The sequence below is a fragment of the Leptolyngbya sp. FACHB-1624 genome (assembly GCF_047649235.1).
GTDB classification, from domain to species: Bacteria; Cyanobacteriota; Cyanobacteriia; order Leptolyngbyales; family Leptolyngbyaceae; genus Leptolyngbya; species Leptolyngbya boryana.
Map to the genome: position 1 here is coordinate 5,832,991 of NZ_CP180258.1, position 25,473 is coordinate 5,858,463.

Below are 25,473 nucleotides of genomic sequence, written 5' to 3' on the forward strand. Positions count from 1 at the left end.
GGGATGAAGAAATTTTATTTGGGCTTCATCCCTCATGTGATCGCGGTTTAGGGTAGGCTTAAAACTTGCAGTCGAGCGAGAAAAATTTCTCTTGAGTTCCCAGCCTTCTGAATCCTCTCAACCCTCTCAAACCTGGAGTCAACGCTTTGAATCTGCGTTGCATCCTGCGATCGCGCAGTTTAATGCCAGTATCGGGTTTGATATTGAATTAATTGAATACGATCTCACCGGATCGCAAGCTCACGCGAAAATGTTGGCAAAGACCGGCATCATTTCTGAAGCGGAAGGTGAGCAACTTGTCACAGGATTAGAGCAGATCCGCCAAGAATACCGTGCCGGACAATTTCAACCCGGAGTGGATGCGGAAGATGTCCATTTTGCGGTGGAGCGGCGCTTGACCGAGATTACGGGCGATGTTGGCAAGAAGTTGCACACGGCACGATCGCGCAATGATCAAGTCGGAACCGATACCCGGCTCTACTTGCGTGCCCAAATTCAAGACATTCAGCAGCAGCTTCGAGAATTTCAAACCGTCTTGCTGGATTTGGCACAGCAGCATGTGAAAACGCTGATTCCGGGCTATACGCACTTACAGCGCGCTCAGCCGATTAGTCTGGCGCATCACTTGCTGGCGTACTTTGAGATGGCACAGCGGGATTGGACGCGGCTCGGAGAGATTTACCAGCGAGTGAATGTATCGCCTTTAGGCTCTGGTGCGTTGGCAGGCACAACGTTTCCGATCGATCGACATTATGCTGCTGAGTTACTCGAATTTGGCGGATTGTATGAAAACAGTTTAGATGGCGTGAGCGATCGAGATTTTGCGATCGAATTTCTCTGTGCTGCCAGTTTAATCATGATGCATCTTAGCCGCCTATCAGAAGAAGTGATTTTCTGGGCATCGCAAGAGTTCAGTTTTGTGGCACTGAAAGATAGCTGTGCGACGGGTTCGAGTATCATGCCCCAGAAGAAGAATCCCGACGTTCCAGAATTAGTGCGCGGAAAAACAGGACGGGTGTTTGGACATTTGCAAGGCATGTTGGTGCTGATGAAAGGCTTGCCGCTGGCGTACAACAAGGATTTGCAAGAAGACAAAGAAGCCTTGTTTGACTCCGTGAAAACAGTCCGGGCATGTCTAGAAGCGATGACCATTCTGTTCCGTGAAGGATTGGAATTTAAGACGACGCGGCTAAATCAAGCCGTATCTGAGGACTTTTCTAACGCGACAGACGTGGCAGATTATTTAGCGGCAAAAGGTGTGCCTTTCCGAGTGGCATATAATCTGGTCGGTAAAGTCGTGCGATCGTGTTTAGCAGAAAATAAATTGCTCAAAGATCTGTCGCTCACCGAATGGCAGGAATTGCATCCAGCCTTTGAAGAAGATATTTACGAAGCAATTGCCCCTGTTCAAGTGGTTGCGGCTCGAAATAGTTTCGGGGGAACCGGATTTGAGCAGGTTGAACGGGCGATCGCGTCGGCAAAACAACGATTAGGGTAAGAACTATGGCGCTGAAAGTGGGCGATCGCGCTCCTGATTTTTCACTCCCTGATACCGATGGAAATCTCGTTAATCTAGTGGATTTACGCGGCAAACGGGTGATCTTATATTTCTACCCTCGCGATAATACACCAGGCTGTATCAAAGAAGCTTGTGGCTTTCGGGATGCCTATGCCGATTATCAAGCTCAAGACTTCGTAGTGTTAGGGGTGAGTACAGACGATGCAAAATCGCATGCGAAGTTTGTTAAAAAGCACAATCTTCCATTTCCCTTACTTTGTGATGAAGGCGGGAAAGTTGCGGAGACTTACGATAGTTTTGGTCTAAAGAAATTTATGGGTAAAGAGTATTTAGGCATTACCCGGAATACATTTGTGATTAGTCCAGATGGTACGATCGAGAAAATCTACCTCAAAGTTAAGCCAGAGTTTCATGCGGCTCAAGTTCTCGCGGATTTAGCCTGAACTACAACGTTAGATTTCTTTGTGCTCAGGGTATTACTCAGACATCCCTACAAATTCTGTTCCCTAAGTTTATGAGTCGGTTGTGGCACTTTTTTCAAACTGTTTTAGGGGTGGTTTTCCGTCATCCTGTGACTGGCACAAGCATTATTACGGTGTTGCCAGACGATCGCATTGTGTTGATTCGTCGCCGCGACAATGGCTTGTGGGGCTTGCCGGGGGGGATTGTCGATTGGGGTGAAGATTTGCCAACGGCGATTCGGCGTGAATTATTTGAAGAAACCGGGTTAGAACTGACAAAAATTCGCCGCTTAGTTGGAATTTATTCGGCTCCCGATCGCGATCCGAGAATGCATTCGATCTGTGTGGTCGTTGAGGTCGAAGCAACAGGCAAGTTTAAGCCGAAAGATGTCAATGAAGTCTTGGATGTGAAAGCTTTCCATTGTTCGCAGTTGCCGCCCGGAAAGCTTTCTCATGACCATGGTCAGCAACTGCAAGATTACTTTGCAGGACGCACTACGCTCGCCTAAGGCAAGGAATTTAAACTGAGTTCAATGATTTCAAATCCTGGCGGAAATGAGTTGGATCGCACGCGAAGCTTGCATCCGAACGGTTCCAGGTTAAATCTGAAACAGTTGCAAATAGCTTGATATCCATTGCTCTCCCCAAAAGAGACTTAACCCCGCTCCCAAAGCCAAAAATGGACCAAACGGCATCGCTTGCCGCCGCGCCAATTTTCCAAGCGAGAGTGCCCAAAGTCCAGCAATTGATCCAGTCAAACAACCCAAGAAACCCGTCAATAACAACAGCTTCCACCCTAACCAAGCTCCTATCATTGCCATCAGTTTTGAGTCACCTGCCCCCATTGCGGTTTGTCCCAGCATCATCGATGCCACAATTGAGATCGCATCCAATAGCCAAATTCCGACAATTGCTCCAATCACTCCCGTCATAAAATGCTGAATTGCTCCTGGTATTCCTGCGATCGAGAACCCAACGATCGCTTGAAACACCAATCCCAACACTAATCCTGATTGCGTCAAGGAATTGGGCAACAGCATGGTGTCGAAGTCGATCATCGACAGCGCCAAGAGCCAACTAATAAATGCCCAAAATCCCAGCGTTTGCAGCGAAAGATTGAAAACCGCAAAGACTAGGACAAAAAGCATCCCGGTTGTGGCTTCTATCAATGGGTAGCGAGGGGAGATCGGACTCTTACAATGTCCACATTTTCCTTTTAGTCTAAGCCATCCAAACACCGGAATGTTCTCGCGTTTTCTCAAGCGAGTTAGACAATGCGGACAGCGCGAAGGCGGATAGATCAAAGATAAACCAGCAGGTAAACGGTAGATGACCACATTGAGAAAACTACCGATCGATGCACCGATAAAAAAGACAATCAGAAAAGCTGGAACTGCGAGAATGTCCATCACTTGAGACAAGTATTAGGGCAACTCTCATTTAACTCGATCGAATTCAATTCAGCGCCCTAACCCTTCAATTCTCGTATTTTTACTCAATCAATTCAAACGGCACAAAACATTCTTGAGGCAGCAAAATCGGTTTCCCCGAAAAAATAATTTTGCCGCGATGTGTAATCCGATTAATCGCGACCCCTAATGGTCGATCGATATCGGGATGTACCGAAAAATAAGTTTCATAGATCAGTCGCGCCGATTGAATGAGAGTCGGATCCAGATAAGTTGAAAAATCATCTACATCCATTTCTTGATCAACTTTCGTCAAAACATCCATCTTCAGTCACATAGAGATTGACTGTATACTATGCCAAAAATTGCAACTGGAGCGCAAAAAAAGTTAGTTTATTGAGCCTGAGTATCTTCCTACTTGCCCCTCTCTACTCCCTATCTTCACAAATGTAATGTTCTCCTCACGAAGTTCATTGAAATTAGATTAAATTCACCTAACGGTTAGTGAGTAAAGCGATGACAACAGTTTAGAATTCAGAGATACCATTGCCAATCCTGAGCTACTCCAGTGTCAGTTACTCGGTTCCTCCGCAAAAGCGGATTCATTCGTCGTCAGACTTTCCTCGCTGTGATGGTCTTCCCAGACGAAGCCTCAGTGTTTCAAGCCTATCGTTTGCTGCATTATCACGGTATTTCGCCCGAACATCTCGCGATCGTGGGCGCGGGTTATAGCAATCCCGAACATGTCGGTTTGCTTAAACCGATGCAGCTTGCTATCCGCAAAGCTCGATTTCTCAGCATTATCTTGGGCACCTTGGGCGCGATCTCTGGATTGGGTTTGTTTCTTGCTGCCCAGTTCGATCTGATTCAGATGACAGAATTAGAATCGCCATTTTTAGTACCAGCTTTATCGATCGTCAGCGGATTTTTTGGCGCAGTCATTGGCGCATTATTCGGGCTGTTTGGTGAAGGAACGACGGCGAGTATTTATCGACATCATCTCGATCGTGGGCAGTATTTGCTGATGATCGAAGGCTCCGAACGGCTTGTGCGCTGGGGACAAGAAATCTTAAGCCACTATTCAACTTCTAGTAGTTTGTATTGATGGCAACAGCAGACGAATTCGATCGGGCAATGATGCAGCGGTGTCTGGAGTTGGCGAGGCGAGCAATTGGGCGTACGGCTCCAAATCCCATGGTCGGCTGTGTGATTGTGTCAGATGGTGAAATTGTGGGCGAGGGGTTTCATCCGAAAACGGGAGAGCCTCACGCTGAGGTGTTTGCGCTGCAGCAAGCGGGTGCGCGATCGCGCAACGCGACTCTCTATGTCAATCTAGAACCCTGTAATCACTTTGGTCGAACTCCGCCTTGTTCTCAAGCAGTCGTGAAAGCTGGACTGAAGCGAGTGGTCGTCGGCATGGTTGACCCGAATCCGCAAGTTGCAGGCAAGGGAATTGCAACGCTTGAGAATGCAGGGATTGAAGTCACGGTTGGTGTTGAAGAAGAAGCATGTCAGACGTTAAATGAAGCCTTTGTGCATCGAATTTTAAATCGTCGCCCGTTTGGGATTCTCAAATATGCCATGACCTTGGATGGAAAAATTGCGGCAACATCGGGTCATAGTAGCTGGGTGACTGGGCAAATGTCGCGGCGGCGTGTTCACCAGTTACGGACGCAGTGTGATGCGATCGTCATTGGTGGCAATACAGTTCGCAAAGATAATCCTGAATTAACCACGCATGGACTTTCAGAGTGGCAACCCTTGCGGGTCGTCATGAGCCGCAATTTGGATTTACCAACACTGGCGAATCTCTGGAAGACTGAGATTGCTCGAACTGTCGTATTTACAGGGCTGAATGCCAATTCAGACATTCAAGAAAAATTGAGCCAGCAAGGCGTTGAAGTTGTGAATTTGGAGACGACTACGCCTGCTGCGGTGATGGAGAATCTCTACGATCGCGGAATGAATACTGTGCTTTGGGAATGTGGTGGAAATCTAGCAGCGCAAGCAATTCGCCAAAGTTGTGTGCAAAAAGTATGGGCATTTGTTGCGCCGAAAATTATTGGTGGAGAGCACGCACCAACGCCGATCGCAGAATTAGGACTCAATCAGATGACCGATGCGATTCCGTTAACGCGGGTGACCTGGAGCACGATCGAATCAGATTTACTAATCGAAGGCTATTTAGGCTAAGCGTTCATAGGCTAAATCCCGAATCAAAGCGAGCCGAGAATAAACATAAGTCGAGAGCAGCGAATTCTCTTCTGAGTTGAGGGGTTGCTGCGTATTCACTTGGCGCAGAAGAGACTGCACCAAGTTTGCATCATCTAGGTTAACCAGATGAGTGGCTTGGGTCGTCTCTACCAGCGCCCAGAGTTGACGAATCAAAGATGGGTTCATAGGAACAAAGGATGAGGTTGCTGTTTCCACAATACTGAATCTGCCTATCCTGAAAGCCAGACATTACAAGCTGAAATAACAGTTATTAAAAGATTATTCTGCGCCTGTATATCGACAGGACAGTCGGAAATATTGTGACTTTCCTTCATCCTTTCACACATTAGCGGTAGGCTGCTATCGGTTCTTTGATGAAGCGGATATACAGATGTTTGAAAGTTGATTTCAGAACGCGAGGCGCACCAAAATCAATGGGCATCATTTTGTCAGGAAGCTGCCAATCTGAAATCTGTAGATCTACGGGTTGAAGCAGTGGAAAGTCAATTGCATCAATGTCCGAACAGAGTCCTAATCGCTGGCTAGCTACAATCGTCGGTACAGTGTTGGGATCGACTTGTAGAATGTCAACGATCGCTCGGTCAAGAGAAAATATATCACGCGATGCTCCCAATACGCCTAAATCTTTTGGTTCACCGCCGCTTGGTCCATTGCCTTCGTGTCCGATGATGCCATCTACGATCGTTAAATCTGGATCGATTGTTCGCGCTGTCTCAACTAACATCGTGCCAAAACGAGATTGATCTTTCCCCGCTTCCATGTGCCACCAAGCTTTCATTTTGCCTGGAACACATCCGAATAAATTTTTCACACCCATTGTGACAGTCAATTGCATGTGCGATTTGACTTTAGGTAGATTGATCACGACATCCGCTTCGATCGCTTGTTTACAGAGCAATAAATGATTGAATTCTTCACCAACTGTTTCATACCGTTTGCCTTTGAATTCAACGATCGGTAAATTGAGCGACTCAGTGAGTTCGAGATAACCACTTGCCTTTGCGACTCCTAGAGCGCTGCCAAAGGCGGGACTATCTCCTAAGAATGGCTTTCCACCTGCTTCCTGCACCATTTTCGCAACGCAGTAGGCAATCTCAGGACGCGTCACGCATTCTTTTCCGGGGCGGGCACCCGTCAGGAGATTGGGTTTGAGTAAAACGCGATCGCCCGGTTTGACGATGCTGCTGATTCCGCCCAGAGGTTCAAGCAATGCTTCGAGTGCAGCCCGAAGTTCTGTTAAATCGTAAGAGGTAGCACGCAGCAGACTAACGGTTGGTTTCATACGCTTAGAAGGTTTTTTATTACTTTAACCGCGATCGAAAAATCCTATTGCAAAAGCACGCTCAGAATTTTTCACATTTTTTGGGAGTGCTGACTGAGTGAGGTCGAGTTACCTTGTGGAAGCGCAAACGGATGCAGACAAGAAGGCAATTCTAGAGTGCAGTGCTAGACTAACGATCAATCAGCAAACCTGCTGAAACCAAACCGTCATTTTTTCAGATTCGCTGGAACCTCTTCAGGTACAACCCAGTAATAAACCGTTGTTCCGCCAACGTTCACGACTTGATCAGGTTTCCAATCGCCCATATCAAAAGCATGAGACACAATCCGTGTGCCTGGTTTCAACTGCAATAATTTAGGACGCAATTCGAGATTGATCCGAGGTAAAAGATAGAGCGAAATCACAGTCGCCTTGCTTAGATCTGTTTTAAATAAATCTTGCTGAGCAAACTTCACCAGATCACTCACGCCTTCTTTTTGGGCATTTGCGTTTGCTTCTTGAATCCGTTGCGGATCGATATCTACTCCAAATCCACGAGTTCCGAATCGTTTTGCTGCGGTAATAGGAATCCGACCATCTCCACTTCCCAGGTCATACAGCACATCATTCTTCCCAACTTTCGCAACTTTGAGCATGGCATCAACCACTTCAGTGGGAGTAGGCACGTAAGGCACATCAAGCTGCGGAGACTCTTCGACTTGAGCTTGTTGCGGTGCTGCGGAAGGTTCAGAGGTTGCAGTTGGAGTAGAAGTTTGAGCACATCCAGTCAATGCCAAACTGACAAGACTGATAGTGATCATGAAAGTCTTAATCGTCATATCTCAGTTCTCCTAGAGCTTTATCGAAGTTGATTTTGCCGATATAGCACTGGAATTCCCAATGCTAGAACAACTACGCCTGCGATCGCACCCGTTTTCACATACACCAAGCTCGAATACAGCAAGTACCCACAAATTAGACAGAACAAGATTGGCGTGATGGGATAAAACGGAACGCGAAATCCATTTTCCTGAAGTGGCTCCTGCGATCGCAAAATAAATACGGAAATCCCAACCAGCAAGAAAAAGAACCAAAACACTGGAGCTGTATAGTCTACCATTGCTTCAAAACCCTTGCGTGTTAGTACTCCTAGTCCAATCAAAAACAAGGAGATTGCGCCTTGTACAAGTAAAGCGGTGGTTGGAGTATTCTGCTGTGATCGCCAAGTTCCTAAAGCCCGAAATACTGAGAAATCTTGTCCCAAAGCATAGTTTGTCCGTGCTCCAGTAAAAATCGTTGCATTCATCGCTCCTAATGCTGAAATAGCAACGAGGACGCTAATAAACACAACTCCAGGTTGTCCAAATGCTCGTCGCATGAGTTCTGCTGCTACCGCAGGCGAGTTTGCCATTGCACTGATGCCGAGTCCATGCAGATAAGCTGCATTAATTGCAACATAGATCGCTGTGATAATGCCAATACTCCAAAGCAGCGATCGCACAATATTTCGCCGAGGATTCTGAATCTCAGCAGAGATATAGGCGGCTTCATTCCAGCCTCCATAAGACAGCAAGACGAGAATCATTGCGAGTCCCCAACTGAGTGAGGATTTTGACTCGGTTACAACAGGTGCAGCAGTCGGCGATGTGAAGAGTCCAATTATGACAACTAAGATCAGCCCAACGACTTTTGCCGCACTTAAAGCATTCTGTACTCCCTTGCCCAAGCGCAATCCTGCTAGATTGATCACAGTAAAAAGAACAATTGCGCCTGCGGCATAGATCGGAGTCGAGAAGTTACCCAACGAAAAAATCTCAGAGGCATAATCACCAAAAACAAAAGCAAGGAGAGCAATCGAGCCAGTTTGCACAATCGTCATTCTTGCCCAAGCAAACAGAAACGCGATCGCGTTTCCATAAGCTCGCTGTAAGTAGTAGTAATTACCACCCACATGAGGATAATTCGTTGCTAGCTCCGCATAGCACAATGCTCCAATCAGAGACACAACGCCTCCTGCAATCCACGCCAACAGAGCAGCCGAATTTGTTCCAGTATTCGCTGCAACCAATGCAGGGGTTTCAAAAATCCCTGCTCCAATCACAATTCCAACAATCAACGCGATCGCATCAAACAAATTTAATGTAGTCTTGGGTCTAGCAGACTCAATTTGGGTAGTAGAAGCAATCGAGCCAGAAGAGTTGGGTAAACCCATAGCGACACCTAATTAACAATGATTGCTATCGCAACCTTAGCACCGGATTTTAATGTACTGAGAGAACGGACGCGATCTAACTTTCGATAGAAATCAAAGGCTTTTCCGTAATCTACATCTGTAGGAAAAGCGATCGCTTTATGGTATGGGTAATATAGTTTCAGAAGCGAAAACTCTTCATTTTACTCCCATTCACGAAAGTTGCTCAAGAAATTATGAAAATGGTCGCATACTGGCATCTAGCTGGCGAAAGTAAGTCTCCAGATTACGCGCAAATCGCGCAAGCCCGCTCTGGAAAAATCGGCATTCGGATCTTGAGCGTATTGATGGGATGCGCGATCGCTGGATTCACTCAAATCGCAATGGCACAGGAGCTTTTAAGAAAAGGAAGTTCGGGGCAAGCAGTGGTCGAATTGCAGAATCGCTTACAAGAGCTAAATTGCTATGACGGTTCCATAACTGGATACTTTGGCGATCAGACCGAAACAGCGGTCATTCGATGCCAGCAACAATTTGGAATTGAAGCCGATGGAATTGTTGGTGCATCAACGTATAACGCTTTGGGGATTGGAACGACTGTAAATCCCGATACAGGTTTTGAGAATCAGTTCAGAGATCGATTACGAGTGGGCGATCAAGGGTCACGTGTACAACAGTTACAACAGCAATTACAAGCTGCCGGATACTATTACAGCGAGATCGATGGCGTATTTGGCTCTGCTACTCAGAGCGCTGTGATTCAGCTTCAGAGAGACTTCAGATTGCCTGAAACAGGCGAGGCTGATGCTTCAGTTTATGCAGCATTAGATCGAGGAAGTGTGCCTACCTCCCCGACGAACAGACCCGGAACAGGCTTACAGCGTGGAGATAGGGGAACCCGAGTGAGCGAACTCCAACAACAACTCAACCGATTAGGGTATTCAGTTCGAGTAGACGGTATTTTTGGGGCAAGTACAGAAGCAGCCGTCTTAGATTTTCAGCAGAGGAACCTGCTTGCAACGACGGGTGAGGCAGATGCACGAACGCTGAATCAAATCAGACAAAGTGCAGAATCTTCTGCCTCGCTGAATGTTCGTCGCTATGTGGTCATTGTTCCGATCCCTACAACAACAGAGTGGAGTCGGGTACTCAACATTGCGCCTAGTGCCACTCCTCGCAAGGATCGATTAGGAGACTACGCTGAAGTGAATCGTTACACGACACCCGAAGCAGCAGAGAGAATTGCCGCAAATTTGAGATCGCAAGGATTTCCCGATGCTCGTGTGATTTTTCGATAACGATTTTTCGATAACTTAGAGCGGTAAGAGAGATCGCTGACAGGTCGGACAAACGGCGTGAATTGTTAACTGGCAGTCTAGAATGTGGTATCCCTCTTTCTGGGCTGCTTTTGTACCGATTTTCAAGATCGGGTCACTTTTGAATTCGATCGTTTTATTACAGCGTACGCAAATCAAATGATGGTGATGATGGAAAGGCTGGTTAATCTCGTAATGCTTGTGACCCTCTGCTAATTCAAGCTCGCGCAGGATTCCCATTCGCGACATTAATTTCAGCGTGCGATAGATCGTCGATAAACTAATTCCCTCATTCTTTTCCTGAAGCTCATGATACAAATCTTCAGCACTGAGGTGTTGACCTTCAGGAAGCTTTTGAAAAACATTCAGAATAGTTTCACGTTGCGGAGTGAGCCGCCATCCTTTTTCATTCAGTTCCGCTTTTAGCGAGGCACTGGTATATACAGGAGCGTTTAGCATTGTCAACAAAGCCTCCTTTCTTGAGAATCATAGCATATAAAAATAATAGGCGATTTGCAACAAGTTCGCCTTATTGAAAATAATCTGCAATTAACTTTTTCAAAAAATTACCCCGCCTGCCTTGCTTGACTAAGCGGAGTCGATGGCTATATCTGCCTTGAGAAAGTCCCCATTGATTGGATTTACGTACAGCGAGTTTCGGCTTCGCTGCACATAAATCCGATGGCAATTCCTCAGCTCAGCGATTCGAGATAGTCCCGAACGCGATTGCGCCGTTTCGGTTGACGAAGTTTTTGCAGCGCCTTCGCTTCGATTTGTCTCACTCGCTCTCTAGACAATTCGAGCGCGCGTCCAATCTCTGCTAAAGAATAAGGATGTCCATCGCTTCCTAGACCAAAGCGCATTTGAATCACATCTCTTTCACGAGTGGTTAAATCGGCAAGCAATTGCAGCAAATCTCGGCGCAGTGACTCCCGCATCAACGTCTCTTCAGGCGTGACTTCTTCTGTTTCCAGCAAGTCGCCGAGTTCGGTGTCTCGCTCTTTGCCCACTTTGGTTTCTAGCGATACAGACCGCGGAACTCGCAACAACACTTCCCGAACTTGAGGCGGTGTCATTTCTAGCTCTGTTGCAATATCTTCGATCGTGGCAGTTCGCCCCTTTTCTTGAGAGATTTTGCGCTGAGCTTTTTTGATCTTATTCAGCTTTTCCGTAATGTGGACGGGCAGGCGGATTGTCCGGCTTTGAGTGGCGATCGCGCGCGTGATGCCTTGCCGAATCCACCAATACGCATAGGTGCTGAATCGGTAGCCTTTGGTTGGATCAAACTTCTCAACGGCTCGTTCTAAGCCGAGTGTGCCCTCTTGGATCAAATCTAGGAGTTCTAAACCGCGATTTTGATATTTCTTGGCAACGGAGACGACTAACCGCAGGTTCGCATTGATCATGCGAGTCTTCGCAGTGAGTCCTTGACTTTGAATTTGCTCGAGTTCGGCAACGCTGAGTTTCACAACTTGTGCCCAATGTTGTTTGCCTTCTGCCAAGAGAGGTTTGAGGTTAGCGACCTCGATATTTGCTTCGGCAGCCCAGCGTTCGAGAGACGGGCGGTGGGTCAGTGTGGACACCAAGCGATCGCGGGCATCCATTAGGTCTACAAATTGACGGATAGAATCATTGCCTTTGTTAGCGGCATCATTGCGCTGTTCTAATAGCTTCATGTAGCGTTGAACTTTTTGCGCCTCAGCCACTTCCTCGTCGCGTCCAAGTAAGTGGTAGCGGCCGATCTCTTGCAGGTAGAGCCTCACTAAGTCAGTGGTTTTCCGTCCAGCGGCGCGCATTTCCATTTGCCCTGCCAGTTCCGCTTCAAGTTCAGCGAGATCCGCATTGGGATCAAATTCGGTTTCTGATAGGGTTGAGGGTTGCTCTAGTGTAGAGGGATCAAACTCTGCATCAGCGTAGAAAGAAGTTGCTGGCATCATGTTCCGTTTGTGCGCTATGTGGAAATCGTTCTGTTGGTTGCTTTGCTAGTGTTCCCGTGCTTCGGGACTCTGAAACAGAGTTTAAAGTTCCAGGAAACGTAGAAACTACCGATGACATTGGATTCGAGCAGGTTTTTGAAAATTGCAGTCTGCAATCTCCTCAGTTCTTGATAGGGACTACACGCGATCGCGGGTGCAATTCGGAATTTACACAGGAAAACTTTCCCGTGTCATCAAGTTGGAGTCAGTATAGTGACGATAAAAGGGATATAAAGTGATTGAGATCATTCCGTGTTTTGACCCAGATCACGTTTCAACGGGGGCTAAAATGATGTGTGATTGATGACATTACCTTTTTCACAACTCGGGTTTGGTCATCCGGATCGAATCTAGCCTCTGTAATCCGGCTGATTCTAAAGCGTCAAAAGTACTGTCCATCTTGCTCTCAGGCGGAATAAATACAATGAATCCGTCGCGTCCCCGGGTAAGTAAAACTCGATAGCTATTGAGGCGTAATTGTCGGGGATTCTGCACATTTTTTTGGCGATTTGTTGTTTTCCAATCCTCGTTTTGCCAAATCAAATCGTCTCCCCAACCCAAAATTGGAAAATCTAATTCTAACCCTTGGCAACTGAACTCAGTGACGACTCGATCAAACGTGCAGCAAGAGGTTTCCGTATCAGGTGGTTCGACATACCATGCGCTAACATTGAGTCTTTGAGTCGAGAGATAGTCGTTTCGGATGCCATATTGAGTGAGATTTTTGGCACGAGACGAGGCAACTAGTCCGTAGCGTTTGTCAGGTTGACCCTGGTAGCGATCGCGACAATAAATTTTCGCAACTTCCAAATCACGAGTCAGGTAACAGTCAAATCCTTCTGCAATCATCAAGGGCATGATAGCCCTAGCTTGTTCAATCTCACCGGCTAAAACATGAGAAACCCAGGTTTGAACATATTGTGCAAGATGCGATCGCAAAGACGTGGTCAGATTCAGCAAGGAATTGGTATGAGTGGGCTGATCAAAGAATTTTGCGTGTTCTGGTGAACAGTGAACTTGCCAAGACTCGATCGAGCTTTGTAATCCCTGATTCCATTGCTCGATTCCGCCTTCTTCTCCGACATGGATCGTTTGCCCTTCGCCAATTAAACCAACCAGTACACACCAATCTGGGGTGCGTTCACAGATCCGTAGAACTGTACCAGGAGCAGCACTTTGAATGCCATATTTTTTGGACATGCGATCGCTATCCCAAGCCCTTTGAGCTTCATCGAAAACAATGATTTGCTCTCTAGGGGCAGCTTGGCGACGAGCTTCGTGCTGGATGTAAAAATTCCGAATTTCTCGAACCAAGGCTTTGCTTTTGAGGGCATATTGCAGAACGTTAATCAGTGGGCGGTTTCCAGATAGAAAAAGGGCATTGTGATCGGTTTGGTAGACGAACTGTAAGCCGACGAGCGTTTTCCCTGAACCTGGAACGCCTGTGATCAGAACAAGATGGCGTTCTTTTTTCTCTGAGGCTTGCTGCACTAAGCGATCGAGAAATTCAAGTATCTCTGGAATGCCCGCACTTTGGGCACGTCTGATATTTGGCAATGGCTCTTGCTGAAAAATTCGCCGCGCTGCTTCGATCACCGTAGGCAAGGGTGCATAATCTGAATTCACCCAACTTGTCGGATCGATTTCCGGTTGCTTTGCAGGTAAGGATTCCAAATAGGTTGAAATTTGAGTGGGCTTGAGAATTTGAACTGCGTTACGGGCTGCATTCTCTTTGACGGAGCGAGTGGGAATTAGAACTGCGCTGACTGGATGTTGTGCCGATGCTTGATGATATTCGGATAAGTCTCGCGCATAGGCAGCAACTTGATCGCAATCTGCATTGGAGGCTGAAGTATTTTGTTTGAATTCAAAGACGACAATGTGTCCTAAACCGAGCATCACTAAATCAGGACGACGACCGCCTTCACCCGGCAGTTCGTATTCAAAAATCAATGTCCAGGATTTGCGAGTCAGAGCAGACAATTGCGATCGCAAAATTTCTCCACAGTCTTGCCAAGCCTGTTGTTGGGTTCCGGCTGAATTTTGATGATAGAGCCTTTGATAATTCGTTTTGAGTGTTTCAAGCCAATCTGCTTGAGAACAGGTGAGAAATTCATCAAGTGACCCCATCCAACCGTAATTCGACATCGTTTTTGCGATCGCAACTTTCCCTACTGTTGCAAAAAATCGGGAACGCGGCATCTCGATTGCGACGGAAAGAATTCCCAGCAATCTTGGCAAATAAAGTCTAAGATTGCTGTGATGGAAGGGTTAGGAAAATGGATCGACGCAGTTTCATACTAGGAATGGCAGCATTAGGAACCACGCTGAGCGGATGCAGTTCTGACCCCTCAGCATTTCGAGTGAGATTGCTGAAAAATTCCATTCCAAGCCAGCTTCCAAACGAGTTTCGCAGACAACTCAAGCAAGATATCAAGCTCGATTTCAAGCCTGCCAATCAGCTGCAAGACCTGTTTAATGACTTGCAGGCTTGGAAACAGAAGCCAAGTCGCAATCAAACATCATCACCCGGTTTACCCTTCATCAGTCAGTCTTCTGAGCCAATTCCAGACTTGATCACAATGGGCGATTACTGGCTTTCCACTGCGATTCGCCAAAACCTCATTCAACCGCTTGACCCGAAAGCTTGGCAGCTTTGGGCACAACTGCCCGATCGCTGGAAAAAGATTGTCACTCGCGACAATCAAGTTTGGGGTGCGCCCTATCGGTGGGGTGCAACGGTCATTGCTTACCGAACGGATATTTTCCGCGATCGTAATCTCCAGCCGCCTCAAGATTGGGCAGATCTGTGGCGCGAAGATTTACGGGGTCGAATTGCCTTACTCGATCAGCCGAGAGAAACGATCGGACTCACACTGAAAAAGCTTGGTCAATCCTACAACACCGCTGATCTCAATAAAATTCCAAATTTAGAACCGGAGTTAGTCGCGTTAAACCGACAAGCCAGAGCCTACAGTTCTAGTACGGCTTTGCAATCCCTGATCCTGGATGATGTCTGGGTTGCAGTCACTTGGTCTACTGATTTTCTACAAGCAGTAAACCGTAATCCGACGATCACTGCGATTTTCCCCAAGTCTGGTTCTGCTTTATTTACTGACTTGTGGGTTCGTCCTGCTCCGGTTAGTTCAAAAGCGCCGATTGCAGATTGGATTAACTTCTGTTGGCAGCCCGATATCGCGCCCCAACTTTCCCTGATCAGTCAAGCTGCATCCCCAATGCTTTCCACATTGGATGCCAATACTTTTCCAGAAAAACTTCGGCAAAATCCGCTGCTGGTTCCGCAGCCAGAAGTCCTTGCTCGTAGTGAATTTCTAGAACCCATTCCCGACGCTACGATTGAACAATACCGTTCTCTCTGGGCTAAAATCCGAGCGTCGGCTTAGTCGGCGACCAGAAGTTCGTACTCGCTAAATTATCAAAAGAAGCACAAGCAAGTCTTTCATCTGCATCTTTTGCCGCAATCTCTGAATTGAAGTTACAGGTATAGGCTGCGACTATGCTGCCTTGCGGATCAAACACTCGCAGATTATAGCCATAGCCTGTTGTCGCTGTGCCAAATTTTTGGATGAACTCATAGCGATCGAAGAAATCCAGCGAACTCCAAAGCTGAGCATTCACAACTACATCGACTCGGTTGGGTTCTTCGATGCCAGGACAGGCAAGCCACCCATTGACTAAGCGATCGCCGTATTTATTTTGAGCCGCAAGCTGATCCCGAATCCACCATAGACTCGGCTCTGTCAATTCTGTCTGCTGAATATTTGTATCTGTAATTCCAGCGATATTAGAGCTACACATCCCCTGCTGGATCATCTTCGGATTAAATGGAGTGGTCGAAGGTTCAAGCGCAGGTTTTGCGACAACACTTTGACTCCCTAGACCTAGCATCAAACTGATGCGAATGAAGTAGTGTAAGCCAGTTGAGAAAACGTGTTGCTGTGTCATATTGAGTTGAGCGAATTGAGCTGAACGAAATGTTCCAATCTAGCTGGCTAATCGACGTTGAACTCTGAGCAAAAGTGCCTCTCAATCTGTTGTAGTCTATCTGTTTAAAAATTAAAACCCTCAATATTCTATGTTTGATCCGCTCCGCCCGTTGAAATATCTTCCTTGGATAGAATTGCTGCAAGTTGCACTTGTCACGATCGGATTTACAGTTTTATTAGATTGGGCGTTTTTTCAGGCAGCAAGTACTCCTGCTCTACGACCCATTGCTGCACGAGTTCTACAGTCACCGCTTGGATTTTTGCTCGAATTAGCAGCAGCAGTTGGAATTGGAGCATTAGCAGTTGCTATCATGGAACGCTGGTTCCGCCGGAGAATTTTAATTACGAACTCGGTTCTCTGGGCATTAGTGCCGTGTTTGGCACTGTGGCTGTGGCTGCGATCGTTTTTGCCAGACTCGATTTTTCCGCAGCTATTGACTCCGGTTCTAGGGATGAATGCCGTAATTTGTATAATTTTAGGGGTGTTTTGGAAGGGAAAACCCTATTGGCGATGATTCAATTTGTCGCTTGAATACGCTACCGTAGTCTCAAAGGCTTTTACTTACTCAAAGGACGCTCGTGATGGTTGCTCTGTATTGGGTTTTAGTCGTTGCCATGCTCGTTGGCATTGTGGGCGCGATCGTTCCGGGCATTCCAGGAACAAGTCTCATTTTGGCAGCGATCGTCATTTGGGGTGCAGTTAAAGGATTTTCAGATATTACGATCGCGTTAGCAGTGGGTGTGCTCGTCTTTCTGATGAGCTTAGGCATTGATTTTCTCGCAACCTACTGGGGTGCTAAAAAGGCAGGGGCAAGTAATTGGGGACAGATTGGTGCGTTCGTGGGATTTGTGCTCGGATTTTTAGGCTTTTTGCCGACTTTGCCAATCGGAGGACCACTCGGACCCATCATCGGAATTTTCTTTGGTCCTCTGGTGGGTGCGATCGTTGGTGAATATCTCTACCGAAAAGATTTAATGATCGCGGTCAAAGCTGGCTTGGGAATTGTCGTAGGTTCGATCGTTGGCAATCTCATCCAGGGCGTTCTTGCAGTTATTGCAGTGACCGTCTTCATTTTCACAACGTTCCCGACCGTGATGGGAGGTTAGACAAACCACGCTCGCCAGTCTTGCAATTTAAGGCAATTTCTGTGATCGCGCTCCACACTCTAAAGCCTTAGAGCCTTTTGCTGTTTTCGGCTTTTCTGGAGCTTGCACCGATGGCTTTAGAGATTGGCAAATTACACGAGTCGTTCCCGATGGACTCAGGCTGACCACACTGATGTAACTCTGTAAATTTGCTTCCCGAGGAATCGCAGTCATCACGGAATCTGTTCCGACTCGCAGGCGATAAGCATAACTATAGCTTTGAGAAATCACATTCGTCGATCGCTCTAATTCTTCTAAGCTACGCGCAAAGCGATTATTCTGCGTGTAAAAATTTTCCTGGGCAGTTGTCATCGCCTTCAGATAGGTTTCTGCCTCTTGCTGCTTCGCCTCAGGTGAATCACTTTGCGGTTTCATGACCGCCTCAACCGACTTGGAACCCTGTTGCTTCGAGGTAGACCAGAACGCCGTCGTTCCACCCACGACAAATCCACCGATGACAACCAACGCGACCGGAAGTGCATAGACTCGCCACCGCTTCTTCACCCAACCTCGAAATGAAAGCGTTTCTTCTTCTTCCTCAATTTCTTCCTCATCGATCGCAACTGCGGATTCCATTTCAGGAAGCTCGTCCTTAATCGGTGGCGTTAAGGTTGCAATTCGCGAAGCTGATTCCTCAATTTTGTCATCGATCGCAACTGCGGATTCCATTTCAGGAAGCTCGCCCTCAATCGGTGGCGTTAAGGTTGCAATTCGCGAAGCTGATTCCGTTGATCGCAGAGAAAACTCACGTGTCCAAGCAAATGCCTCATCTCCGGCTCTTTTTCCTTGTGCCCGTACTGATCGAATTGAGTCATTGCCTAACTCAATCAATCCCTTCTGAATGAACGCTACGAGCGTTTCCTGATTCAGCGGCTTTTGAGACTCTAAAGAAATGCACAAACAGTCATCCTCAATGCCCGCTCGCGCTGTGATGCCTTTGGGAGACAATACTGCATTCATCAACGCTGCGATCGCACTTGGCTCACCTTGTTTTGCAAGCTCTAAAAGGTTCGACTGTTCCATAGACACAAACTAATCTCAAGCTTCAGATCTCAACGAGCCGCGAACGAATTGCCTTTACTTTACCGTAATCCATAGCGTTATCCACTGAAATCGTAGATGCTTCAGGATAAGAACTGACCGATTTTGAAAAAATCTGAATTGGAATTGTGAAGAAATAATTTCATTAAACTTGCATCTTGTAAAATTGCGGCAAAGAATTGTCTTAAAAGCAATTTAGCCTATTTTTGACGTGAATTCTTACCGTCCCTGGGAACACTGAAAAGGTAAAGGGAGAATCTCCCGAACTGGAATCTGTCACTTTCAGGAGCAGGGCGGTGCAATCGGTTAAACAGCAGCAAATTCTCGGTTATTTCATCGAAGAAGCAAAAGAACATCTCGACACGATCGAACAAGGCTTGGTCGATCTCGCTGCTACGATGGCGGATTCAGAGCGGGTCAATGAACTGTTTCGTGCCGCTCACTCCGTTAAAGGTGGGGCAGCAATGCTCGGCTTTGACAGCATTCAGAGAACTGCGCACCACTTTGAAGATTGTTTCAAAATTCTCAAAGAACATCCGGTCAAAATTGACCAACGTCTCGAAGATCTCTTTTTCAAGGGGTTTGACACCCTCAAAGAATTAATCGAAGCTTTACAAAGCCCATTTGGCTTACGTGAAGAAGATGCTCAGCAAGCCGTTGCTGCTTCAGAACCAACTTTCCGAGAATTGCAGGCTTATCTCGAAGCGCTCAAAACCGGAAAAGCTTCTCCCTCGAAAGGCAATATGCTGCCTCACAATGCTGCGACTCAGATTACAACGATTCTCAAGGGCATGTTGCAGCTTTTCAAACAAGGTGATTCTCAAAAAGGTCGCCAGCAGCTCGTCGCACTCTGCAATCGTCTGATTCAAGTCAGCAGTACCACAAAACCCTGGGTGACATTACTGCAAACCGCTCAGCGGGCGATCGCAAATCCCAAAAATACCTACGCATCTCTTGCCCCCATCGTCATTAAAGACCTCAAACAAGCGAGTGATCTTTTACTCTTAGGTCAAGCCGAGCAAATCAGCATTACGGCTAATCTGCAAAAACTGCTCAATCCAGCATCTGCACAGCCTGCTTCGGCAAAAGCTGCCCCATCTCCAGCCGTGAAGCAGCAGGTTACGATTCCACTCGAACCGAGAGCAGCAGCTCGGACTCTGCTTGACGTGTTTAACAAGTCGGAACTGATCGAAATTGCTGAGTTCCTGATGAAAGCGATTCAATAGTCCATTAGACTGTGAAAGGCACAGTCTGGAGTCGCGCTCATGGTGAAGGTTAGCTTTCTGGGCATCGGGTTGATGGGATTACCAATGGCGCAACGTCTAATCGGTGCAGGTTATTCCGTGACTGCTTACAATCGCACCGCTACAAAATTAGAAAAGCTCTCTGAAGTCGTAAACCCAAAGGGCAGCATCGCGATCGCACACACTCCTGCAGAAGCGATCGCGGCTTCTGATTGTATCGTGCTGATGTTAACCGATGCCCAAGCCATTCGAGATGTTTTACATCAAGCTGATTTAAGCAATCGAACTATCATCCAAATGAGTACGATTTCGCCAGATGAAAGTCGCGAGATTTGCCGCGAAGTGATGGCAGCAGGTGGAGCTTATTTAGAAGCTCCAGTTCTAGGAAGTATTCCTGAAGCAAAATCGGGAAAACTCATTGTCATGGTCGGCGCAGAGCCAGAACAATTTGAACAATGGAAACCTTTGCTGCAAACCTTGGGCGAAAATCCAGTTCTGATCGGGTCTGTCGGTTCAGCTGCAACAGTCAAATTGGCACTGAATCAATTGATTGGTTCGTTAACGAGTGCATTTGCTGCAAGCCTTGGGCTTGTCTTACGACAAAACGTTGATGTTGAAGCGTTTATGAAGATTGTGCGGCAGAGTGCCTTGTATGCGCCGACATTTGACAAAAAATTACAGCGGATGATCGATCGAGATTTTGAACATCCAAACTTTCCAACGAAGCATTTGCAGAAAGACATGAACTTGTTTGTTGAAACTGCAAAGTCGTCAAATTTAGATACGGCTTCTATTGAAGGAGTGCAGCAGATTTTACAAACTGCAATCGACCTCAATCTAGCTGACCTCGACTACTCTGCATTGTTTTCGGTAATTGTTCCTGAAGAATCAAAAATTCATTGAAAGTATAATTTTCAGCACTCTCCGGAAATTGGCACGCAGCGTTGAAATTTAATATAGACCGCCCCCGTAAAAGGTTCATTCCTGACTTTTCACTGAAATTTATATCTCAACGCTAGATTCTCGGCATTTCTATAAAGCGATGTAACGAGTCATCATTTGTGGGCAACCTAGAGTTAGCGTCCCTAAATTTATCTTCGATTTCAAGTCTAGAAACTCACAGGACAGTTTCTTGCCGGTGATATGTGACCCCCTAGCGCATCTTCAGTCTCCAGCAGGTTGAGTTCGACTGAGTTTTATGCACATCGTGACCATTGCCGTTTGGGTTCACCAAAATTATGCGTGTTTTGATCTATTCCTACAACTACTACCCAGAGCCGATTGGAATTGCACCATTAATGACAGAACTCGCGGAAGGTTTAGTCCGCCGGGGACATCAAGTTAGAGTCATCACTGGAATGCCGAACTATCCCCAACGTCAGATTTATGAGGGTTATCGGGACAAGCTCTACATGACTGAGAAACGTAATGGAGTGATCATTCAGCGAAGCTATATGTGGGTAAAACCAAAGCCGAGTCTAATAGATCGTGTTTTACTAGATAGTAGTTTTGTTGTCACGAGTTTCCTACAAGCTCTGAAAGGCTGGCGACCCGATGTCATTCTCCTAACGGTTCCGCCCTTGCCTGTCTGTGTGCCTGCAGCACTCCTAAGCTGGTTCCACAACTGTCCGATCGTGCTGAATGTTCAGGATATCTTACCAGAAGCTGCCGTTCATGTAGGACTGCTCAAGAATAGAACCATGATTCGCGTGTTTGAAGCGCTGGAAAAGTTTGCTTACCGCACGGCTCATACCATCAGTGTGATTGCAGATGGGTTTGTTGAGAATTTAGAAGGTAAAGGTGTGCCGTCCAGTAAGCTCACTTGTATTCCAAACTGGGTCGATACGAGCTTCATTCGCCCGCTATCAAAAGAAAATAATGCTTTTCGGCTAGAGAACGGGCTAGATGGAAAATTTGTTGTGCTTTATGCCGGTAATATTGCCCTGACCCAAGGGCTGGAAACAGTGATTGAGGCTGCGGCACGATTGAAGCATCAGCGTGATATTGCTTTTGCAATTGTTGGAGAGCCAAAAGCGATCGAAAACCTCAGACAGCATTGTGAAGCCCACGGTGCAGACAATGTAAGACTGTTGCCATTTCAACCGCGTGAAAAATTGCCAGAAATGCTTGCTGCGGCTGATGTAGGCTTGATTGTGCAGAAACGCAATGTAGTGTCGTTTAACATGCCATCAAAAACTCAGGTATTACTCGCGAGTGGGCGAGCAGTCATTGCCTCTGTTCCGAGTACTGGCAGTGCGGCAAAAGCAATCAAGAAAAGTTGCGGTGGCGTAGTTGTCGAGCCAGAAAATCCTGAAGCACTTGCAGATCAGATTTTGGAGTTGTACAACAATCCTGAACTGACGAGCAAGCTAGGGAAGCAGGGAAGACAATATGCGATCGAACGTTACTCCTTTGAGCAAGCTTTGAATCAATATGAGGCGTTGTTTGAGAAAGTTGTGAGAACGCCTGCCGTAAAACCTGCCTATATGTTCAGTGTCAATAAGTCGAGCAGCTAGCTTTTAGGCTACGTATTTCCAATAGTTTGATGCCCTCATTGCTAAAGTGAAGGCATTTTTTATAATTGCGCTATTGCTGTGATTTGATCATAAGACAGTAAGTTATCATCACGGATATAAGCCGTTCCGCGATCGCTCCAGATCATGTGCAAATAGTAGGACTGCGTGCCATCTTTTGCAACGAGATAGACCCGAAAGCCTGTGTCTGGTTCTAGTTCTTGTCTTGTCAAAACAAAGCCTTGCTTTTCAAGCTGTTGCTCAAGTGTTCCAGCGACAGTTCGACCATTTGATTCTGCAATTTGCCAACATCCGATTCGACCTTGGCAGCCTGGAGTCGCTCCAGTAATTTGCAGGACATCTGTAGGAGATGGGCTAATGGTTGGTGAAGGACTTACGGTAGGAGATGGGCTGACCGTCGGGGACGGGCTGATCGAAGGCTGTGGAGATGGGCTGACTTGCGGTTGAGGTTGAACTGCTCGCTGAAGTGTGGGAGTTGCAGTCGGCGAAGGTTGAACGGTCTTAGAGGGTTGGACTTTAGGGGAAGGTTTTGGAGTTGGAGAAGTGATCGCGGATGGAGAAGGCGACGGCTTTGGTAAGTTCATCACATTCACTGAGTTCTCAGACTTCGGTGGCTCAATGTCTGAGTCAGTCGATGGAATTGGTATTGCGAAAAGGAATCCGTGCAGCCCAATTGCGATCGGGAGCATGTGCCAAAGCTGGAGATGGGGCAGTTTGAAGATCATGATCGCGACACAGGAGCAGAGACAATACTCAATTTGCAAATTATTCCTGTCTGATCATAAAGCAGTAACTAAATAAATTGTCAATAGTCTGAAGAAGTTTTGCCAGTGATATTGCGCAGAACCCTTGCAAAATATAAATTCTAGATCGACTTAGGGATTCTCAATGCGGATTCACTTGACAAAGATTTGGAACTCTCTTAAATTACTTACTAGAAAAAAGTCTCAATAATGACGACAAGCTCAGCAAGAAGTGCTATCGGACTTTTAAGAACATAGATGGAGTGTTATGGCGATTAAACGGCGGATTTTCTTGGCTTCAGGCGCAGCAGTGGCAGCGATCGCGGTTCATCAGCTTGTCAAAATGCAAGCAGGCACATCAGCGGGAGTGGTGAATCTTTATTCTGCACGTCACTACGATACAGATAATGCGATCTACGAAGCATTCACCAAGAAAACGGGCATCAAAGTGAATCTGGTCGAAGCAGATGCAGACAAACTGATTGAGCGGATCAAAAGTGAAGGTGCAAACAGTCCGGCAGATGTTTTGATCACCGTTGATGCAGGCAGACTGTGGCGTGCTCAAGACGCGGGATTGTTCCAACCTGTTGACTCTGCGGTCTTAAAGTCTGCCATTCCTGAAAATCTGCGATCGCCCAACAACCTATGGTTCGGGTTCACCAAGCGGGCGCGGGTGATCATGTATAACAAAGACCGTGTTAAGCCTTCTGAACTGAGCACTTATGAAAATTTAGCTGATCCGAAGTGGAAAGGACGGTTGATTGTACGATCGTCGAGTCACGTTTACAATCAATCCCTCACGGGTGCACTGCTCGAAAAGCATGGCGAGCAGAAAGCTGAGGAATGGGTCAAGGGATTAGTTGCAAACTTTGCGCGATCGCCAGAAGGAAATGATACGGCTCAAATTAAAGCGATCGCCGCAGGCCAAGGTGATTTGACGTTAGTGAATACTTACTATTTACCTCGCTTAGCAAAATCAAATAAGCCTGAAGAGAAAGAGATTGCTTCCAAGATCGGCGTGTTTTTCCCGAATCAGGGTAAAGATGGGAGCGGAACTCACATCAATATTAGTGGCGGAGGCGTCCTGAAGACTGCTCCGAACAAGGCAGCGGCAATTCAATTTTTGGAGTTTCTAGCCAGCAAAGAAGCACAGCAAATTTTTGCTGCAAGCAACAATGAATATCCTGCGGTTGCAGGCGTTCCGGTTGATTCTGTCTTGCAGAGCTATGGAACGTTCAAGGATGATAAGCTGAATGCTGAAATCTTTGGGCGCAACAATGCGAAGGCGCTGCAAATTATGGATCGGGCTGGCTGGAAGTAATGTCAACGCTACTTGATTTAGCGGCAAAAGGTGGACCTGTGATGATTCCGATGACAGGTCTATCTGTGCTCACGATTGCTTGTGCCTTAGAACGGGCATGGTTTTGGTGGCATGTGTTGAGGGGTGAGGATCGCTTGGCACATCAAATTTTGGCGGCGGCTGAATCTGATTTGAATCAAGCGCGATCGATTGCCGAATCTGCTTCGGAAATCGCGATCGCGCGATTTTTATATGCGGCATTGAAGCTGGATCGTCCTGAGCCGGAAACCTTTCGACTGGCATTAGAAGCTGCCAGCGATCGCGAATTTGTCAAAATGCATAAGGGCGATAAGCTGCTCGAAACGGTGATCGCCATGGCTCCGTTGTTGGGACTCTTGGGAACAGTGACGGGGCTAATTGTCACATTTTTTAATTTGAGAATTGGTGGATCTGAGAGTGCGGTGGATACTTCTAAAGCTGCATTGGGGATTGCCGAGGCATTGATTACAACCGCAGCGGGAATGATTGTTGCGATCGTGGCTTTGTCAATTTTTCGGGTGTGTGTGACTTTGCAAGCGAAGCAGATGGACTATTTTGCTGAGATTGGCAGTGAGTTAGAACTGATCTACCGACAGGTCTGGTACAACAGAGGTCATTTGCGCCATGAGATCTAAAGCAAGGCAACGTGGAACATCTATGCCTGAGATCAATCTCGTGCCGATGATGGATGTGATTATGACCATCCTGACATTTTTCATTATTGTGTCGATGACGTTGACCAACTTTCAGTCGGTTGATGTGGCATTGCCAACTGCTCAGTCTGGGGTCAATCGAGAACGACCGATTGAACCGATGATTGTGGGGCTGAATCAACAGCAGCAAATTTTGTTGGAAGGCAGCCCTGCAACTCGTGAGCAGCTAGCACAAGAGATTCAGAACTATCTCGCGCAGAATCCGAAAGGCTCGGTTGTTTTGAAGGCTGATCAAAGATTGCCTTACCAACAGGTTATTCAGGTTTTGGCAACGTTGAAAGAAGTGGGTGGCGATCGCGTGTCTTTAGCGATCGAATAGTTTTGCAAAATCGATCGAT

Annotated in this window: 27 protein-coding genes; 15 read left to right on the forward strand and 12 right to left on the reverse strand. The window is 46.8% G+C overall.

Annotation, left to right across the window (positions count from 1 at the left end; genetic code table 11):
* The first annotated feature begins 91 nt into the window (after positions 1-91).
* The 3 genes from argH (at position 92) to ACMUEV_RS27830 (ending at position 2,489) form a co-directional block, all read left to right on the forward strand.
* Positions 92-1,498, forward strand: a complete 1,407-nt coding sequence (gene argH / locus ACMUEV_RS27820) for an argininosuccinate lyase (protein ID WP_190651532.1) — start codon at positions 92-94, stop codon at positions 1,496-1,498.
* A gap of 5 nt (positions 1,499-1,503) precedes the next feature.
* Entirely contained in the window at positions 1,504-1,962 is a 459-nt protein-coding gene (gene bcp, locus ACMUEV_RS27825; protein ID WP_017285918.1) for a thioredoxin-dependent thiol peroxidase, read from the forward strand.
* A 71-nt stretch (positions 1,963-2,033) separates the two neighbouring features.
* Complete coding sequence (locus ACMUEV_RS27830; RefSeq protein WP_017285917.1) at positions 2,034-2,489, forward strand: NUDIX domain-containing protein; 456 nt, start codon at positions 2,034-2,036, stop codon at positions 2,487-2,489.
* 90 nt (positions 2,490-2,579) lie between these two features.
* Here the strand turns inward: ACMUEV_RS27830 and ACMUEV_RS27835 are convergent, their stop codons facing one another.
* Together ACMUEV_RS27835 and ACMUEV_RS27840 are read right to left on the reverse strand one after the other, a co-directional pair.
* Complete coding sequence (locus ACMUEV_RS27835; RefSeq protein WP_190651535.1) at positions 2,580-3,389, reverse strand: prepilin peptidase; 810 nt, start codon at positions 3,387-3,389, stop codon at positions 2,580-2,582.
* 82 nt (positions 3,390-3,471) lie between these two features.
* Positions 3,472-3,714, reverse strand: a complete 243-nt coding sequence (locus ACMUEV_RS27840; protein WP_017285915.1) for a hypothetical protein — start codon at positions 3,712-3,714, stop codon at positions 3,472-3,474.
* 243 nt (positions 3,715-3,957) lie between these two features.
* On the opposite strand from ACMUEV_RS27840, the gene ACMUEV_RS27845 reads away from it, so the two are divergent.
* Together ACMUEV_RS27845 and ribD are read left to right on the forward strand one after the other, a co-directional pair.
* A complete protein-coding gene (locus ACMUEV_RS27845; protein ID WP_190651537.1) occupies positions 3,958-4,494 on the forward strand; it encodes a hypothetical protein in 537 nt (178 codons plus the stop codon).
* Entirely contained in the window at positions 4,494-5,582 is a 1,089-nt protein-coding gene (gene ribD, locus ACMUEV_RS27850) for a bifunctional diaminohydroxyphosphoribosylaminopyrimidine deaminase/5-amino-6-(5-phosphoribosylamino)uracil reductase RibD (protein WP_190651539.1), read from the forward strand. Before ACMUEV_RS27845 ends, ribD begins: the two co-directional genes overlap by 1 nt.
* Here the strand turns inward: ribD and ACMUEV_RS27855 are convergent.
* The 4 genes from ACMUEV_RS27855 to ACMUEV_RS27870 form a co-directional block, all read right to left on the reverse strand.
* A complete protein-coding gene (locus ACMUEV_RS27855) occupies positions 5,574-5,789 on the reverse strand; it encodes a hypothetical protein (protein WP_017285912.1) in 216 nt (71 codons plus the stop codon). The two genes, ribD and ACMUEV_RS27855, sit on opposite strands and share 9 nt — an antisense overlap.
* A 160-nt stretch (positions 5,790-5,949) precedes the next feature.
* Positions 5,950-6,906, reverse strand: coding sequence for a DUF362 domain-containing protein (locus ACMUEV_RS27860; protein ID WP_190651541.1), 957 nt, complete (start codon positions 6,904-6,906; stop codon positions 5,950-5,952).
* Between the two features lie 206 nt (positions 6,907-7,112).
* A complete protein-coding gene (locus tag ACMUEV_RS27865) occupies positions 7,113-7,724 on the reverse strand; it encodes an SAM-dependent methyltransferase (protein ID WP_190651543.1) in 612 nt (203 codons plus the stop codon).
* A gap of 20 nt (positions 7,725-7,744) precedes the next feature.
* Positions 7,745-9,097: an APC family permease gene (locus ACMUEV_RS27870; RefSeq protein WP_190651545.1), complete on the reverse strand. Its 1,353-nt coding sequence runs from the start codon at positions 9,095-9,097 to the stop codon at positions 7,745-7,747.
* 215 nt (positions 9,098-9,312) lie between these two features.
* Here ACMUEV_RS27870 and ACMUEV_RS27875 point away from each other — a divergent pair, with 215 nt between their 5' ends.
* On the forward strand, positions 9,313-10,374 hold the full coding sequence (locus ACMUEV_RS27875) for a peptidoglycan-binding domain-containing protein (protein WP_190651547.1): 1,062 nt from the start codon (positions 9,313-9,315) through the stop codon (positions 10,372-10,374).
* A gap of 15 nt (positions 10,375-10,389) precedes the next feature.
* Here ACMUEV_RS27875 and ACMUEV_RS27880 read toward each other — a convergent pair whose 3' ends face one another.
* The 3 genes from ACMUEV_RS27880 to ACMUEV_RS27890 all read right to left on the reverse strand — a co-directional run bounded on the left by ACMUEV_RS27880 (position 10,390) and on the right by ACMUEV_RS27890 (position 14,570).
* The gene (locus tag ACMUEV_RS27880) at positions 10,390-10,851 is read right to left on the reverse strand and encodes a Fur family transcriptional regulator (protein WP_017285907.1); all 462 of its coding nucleotides are present in this window, start codon (positions 10,849-10,851) and stop codon (positions 10,390-10,392) included.
* Between the two features lie 233 nt (positions 10,852-11,084).
* On the reverse strand, positions 11,085-12,329 hold the full coding sequence (gene sigC, locus ACMUEV_RS27885) for an RNA polymerase sigma factor SigC (RefSeq protein WP_017285906.1): 1,245 nt from the start codon (positions 12,327-12,329) through the stop codon (positions 11,085-11,087).
* A 357-nt stretch (positions 12,330-12,686) separates the two neighbouring features.
* On the reverse strand, positions 12,687-14,570 hold the full coding sequence (locus ACMUEV_RS27890) for a DNA/RNA helicase domain-containing protein (protein WP_190651549.1): 1,884 nt from the start codon (positions 14,568-14,570) through the stop codon (positions 12,687-12,689).
* A 77-nt stretch (positions 14,571-14,647) separates the two neighbouring features.
* Here ACMUEV_RS27890 and ACMUEV_RS27895 point away from each other — a divergent pair, with 77 nt between their 5' ends.
* Positions 14,648-15,772 (forward strand): extracellular solute-binding protein, encoded by a 1,125-nt coding sequence (locus ACMUEV_RS27895; RefSeq protein WP_242044443.1) that lies wholly within the window; start codon positions 14,648-14,650, stop codon positions 15,770-15,772.
* On the opposite strand, the gene ACMUEV_RS27900 is transcribed toward ACMUEV_RS27895, so the two are convergent.
* The gene (locus ACMUEV_RS27900; protein ID WP_017285903.1) at positions 15,750-16,334 is read right to left on the reverse strand and encodes a hypothetical protein; all 585 of its coding nucleotides are present in this window, start codon (positions 16,332-16,334) and stop codon (positions 15,750-15,752) included. The genes ACMUEV_RS27895 and ACMUEV_RS27900 overlap by 23 nt on opposite strands.
* A gap of 130 nt (positions 16,335-16,464) precedes the next feature.
* Here ACMUEV_RS27900 and ACMUEV_RS27905 point away from each other — a divergent pair, with 130 nt between their 5' ends.
* On the forward strand, positions 16,465-16,890 hold the full coding sequence (locus ACMUEV_RS27905; protein WP_017285902.1) for a hypothetical protein: 426 nt from the start codon (positions 16,465-16,467) through the stop codon (positions 16,888-16,890).
* A gap of 67 nt (positions 16,891-16,957) precedes the next feature.
* On the forward strand, positions 16,958-17,482 hold the full coding sequence (locus ACMUEV_RS27910) for a DUF456 domain-containing protein (protein WP_017285901.1): 525 nt from the start codon (positions 16,958-16,960) through the stop codon (positions 17,480-17,482).
* 27 nt (positions 17,483-17,509) lie between these two features.
* Here the strand turns inward: ACMUEV_RS27910 and ACMUEV_RS27915 are convergent, their stop codons facing one another.
* A complete protein-coding gene (locus ACMUEV_RS27915) occupies positions 17,510-18,544 on the reverse strand; it encodes a type IV pilin-like G/H family protein (protein WP_190651551.1) in 1,035 nt (344 codons plus the stop codon).
* Between the two features lie 314 nt (positions 18,545-18,858).
* On the opposite strand from ACMUEV_RS27915, the gene ACMUEV_RS27920 reads away from it, so the two are divergent.
* From ACMUEV_RS27920 to ACMUEV_RS27930, 3 genes are all read left to right on the forward strand, one after another.
* A complete protein-coding gene (locus tag ACMUEV_RS27920) occupies positions 18,859-19,788 on the forward strand; it encodes an Hpt domain-containing protein (RefSeq protein WP_190651553.1) in 930 nt (309 codons plus the stop codon).
* Between the two features lie 39 nt (positions 19,789-19,827).
* Entirely contained in the window at positions 19,828-20,709 is an 882-nt protein-coding gene (locus tag ACMUEV_RS27925) for an NAD(P)-dependent oxidoreductase (protein ID WP_190651555.1), read from the forward strand.
* Between the two features lie 335 nt (positions 20,710-21,044).
* On the forward strand, positions 21,045-22,322 hold the full coding sequence (locus tag ACMUEV_RS27930) for a glycosyltransferase family 4 protein (protein WP_190651557.1): 1,278 nt from the start codon (positions 21,045-21,047) through the stop codon (positions 22,320-22,322).
* A 59-nt stretch (positions 22,323-22,381) separates the two neighbouring features.
* On the opposite strand, the gene ACMUEV_RS27935 is transcribed toward ACMUEV_RS27930, so the two are convergent.
* Positions 22,382-23,065, reverse strand: coding sequence for a hypothetical protein (locus tag ACMUEV_RS27935; protein WP_190651559.1), 684 nt, complete (start codon positions 23,063-23,065; stop codon positions 22,382-22,384).
* Between the two features lie 286 nt (positions 23,066-23,351).
* On the opposite strand from ACMUEV_RS27935, the gene ACMUEV_RS27940 reads away from it, so the two are divergent.
* Genes ACMUEV_RS27940 through ACMUEV_RS27950 form a run of 3 tightly spaced genes read left to right on the forward strand, consistent with a single transcriptional unit; the run spans position 23,352 to position 25,454 of the window.
* On the forward strand, positions 23,352-24,404 hold the full coding sequence (locus ACMUEV_RS27940) for a Fe(3+) ABC transporter substrate-binding protein (protein WP_190651561.1): 1,053 nt from the start codon (positions 23,352-23,354) through the stop codon (positions 24,402-24,404).
* Positions 24,404-25,057, forward strand: a complete 654-nt coding sequence (locus tag ACMUEV_RS27945) for a MotA/TolQ/ExbB proton channel family protein (protein ID WP_190651563.1) — start codon at positions 24,404-24,406, stop codon at positions 25,055-25,057. Before ACMUEV_RS27940 ends, ACMUEV_RS27945 begins: the two co-directional genes overlap by 1 nt.
* Before the next feature lie 22 nt (positions 25,058-25,079).
* A complete protein-coding gene (locus ACMUEV_RS27950) occupies positions 25,080-25,454 on the forward strand; it encodes an ExbD/TolR family protein (RefSeq protein ID WP_190651564.1) in 375 nt (124 codons plus the stop codon).
* Positions 25,455-25,473: the final 19 nt, after the last annotated feature.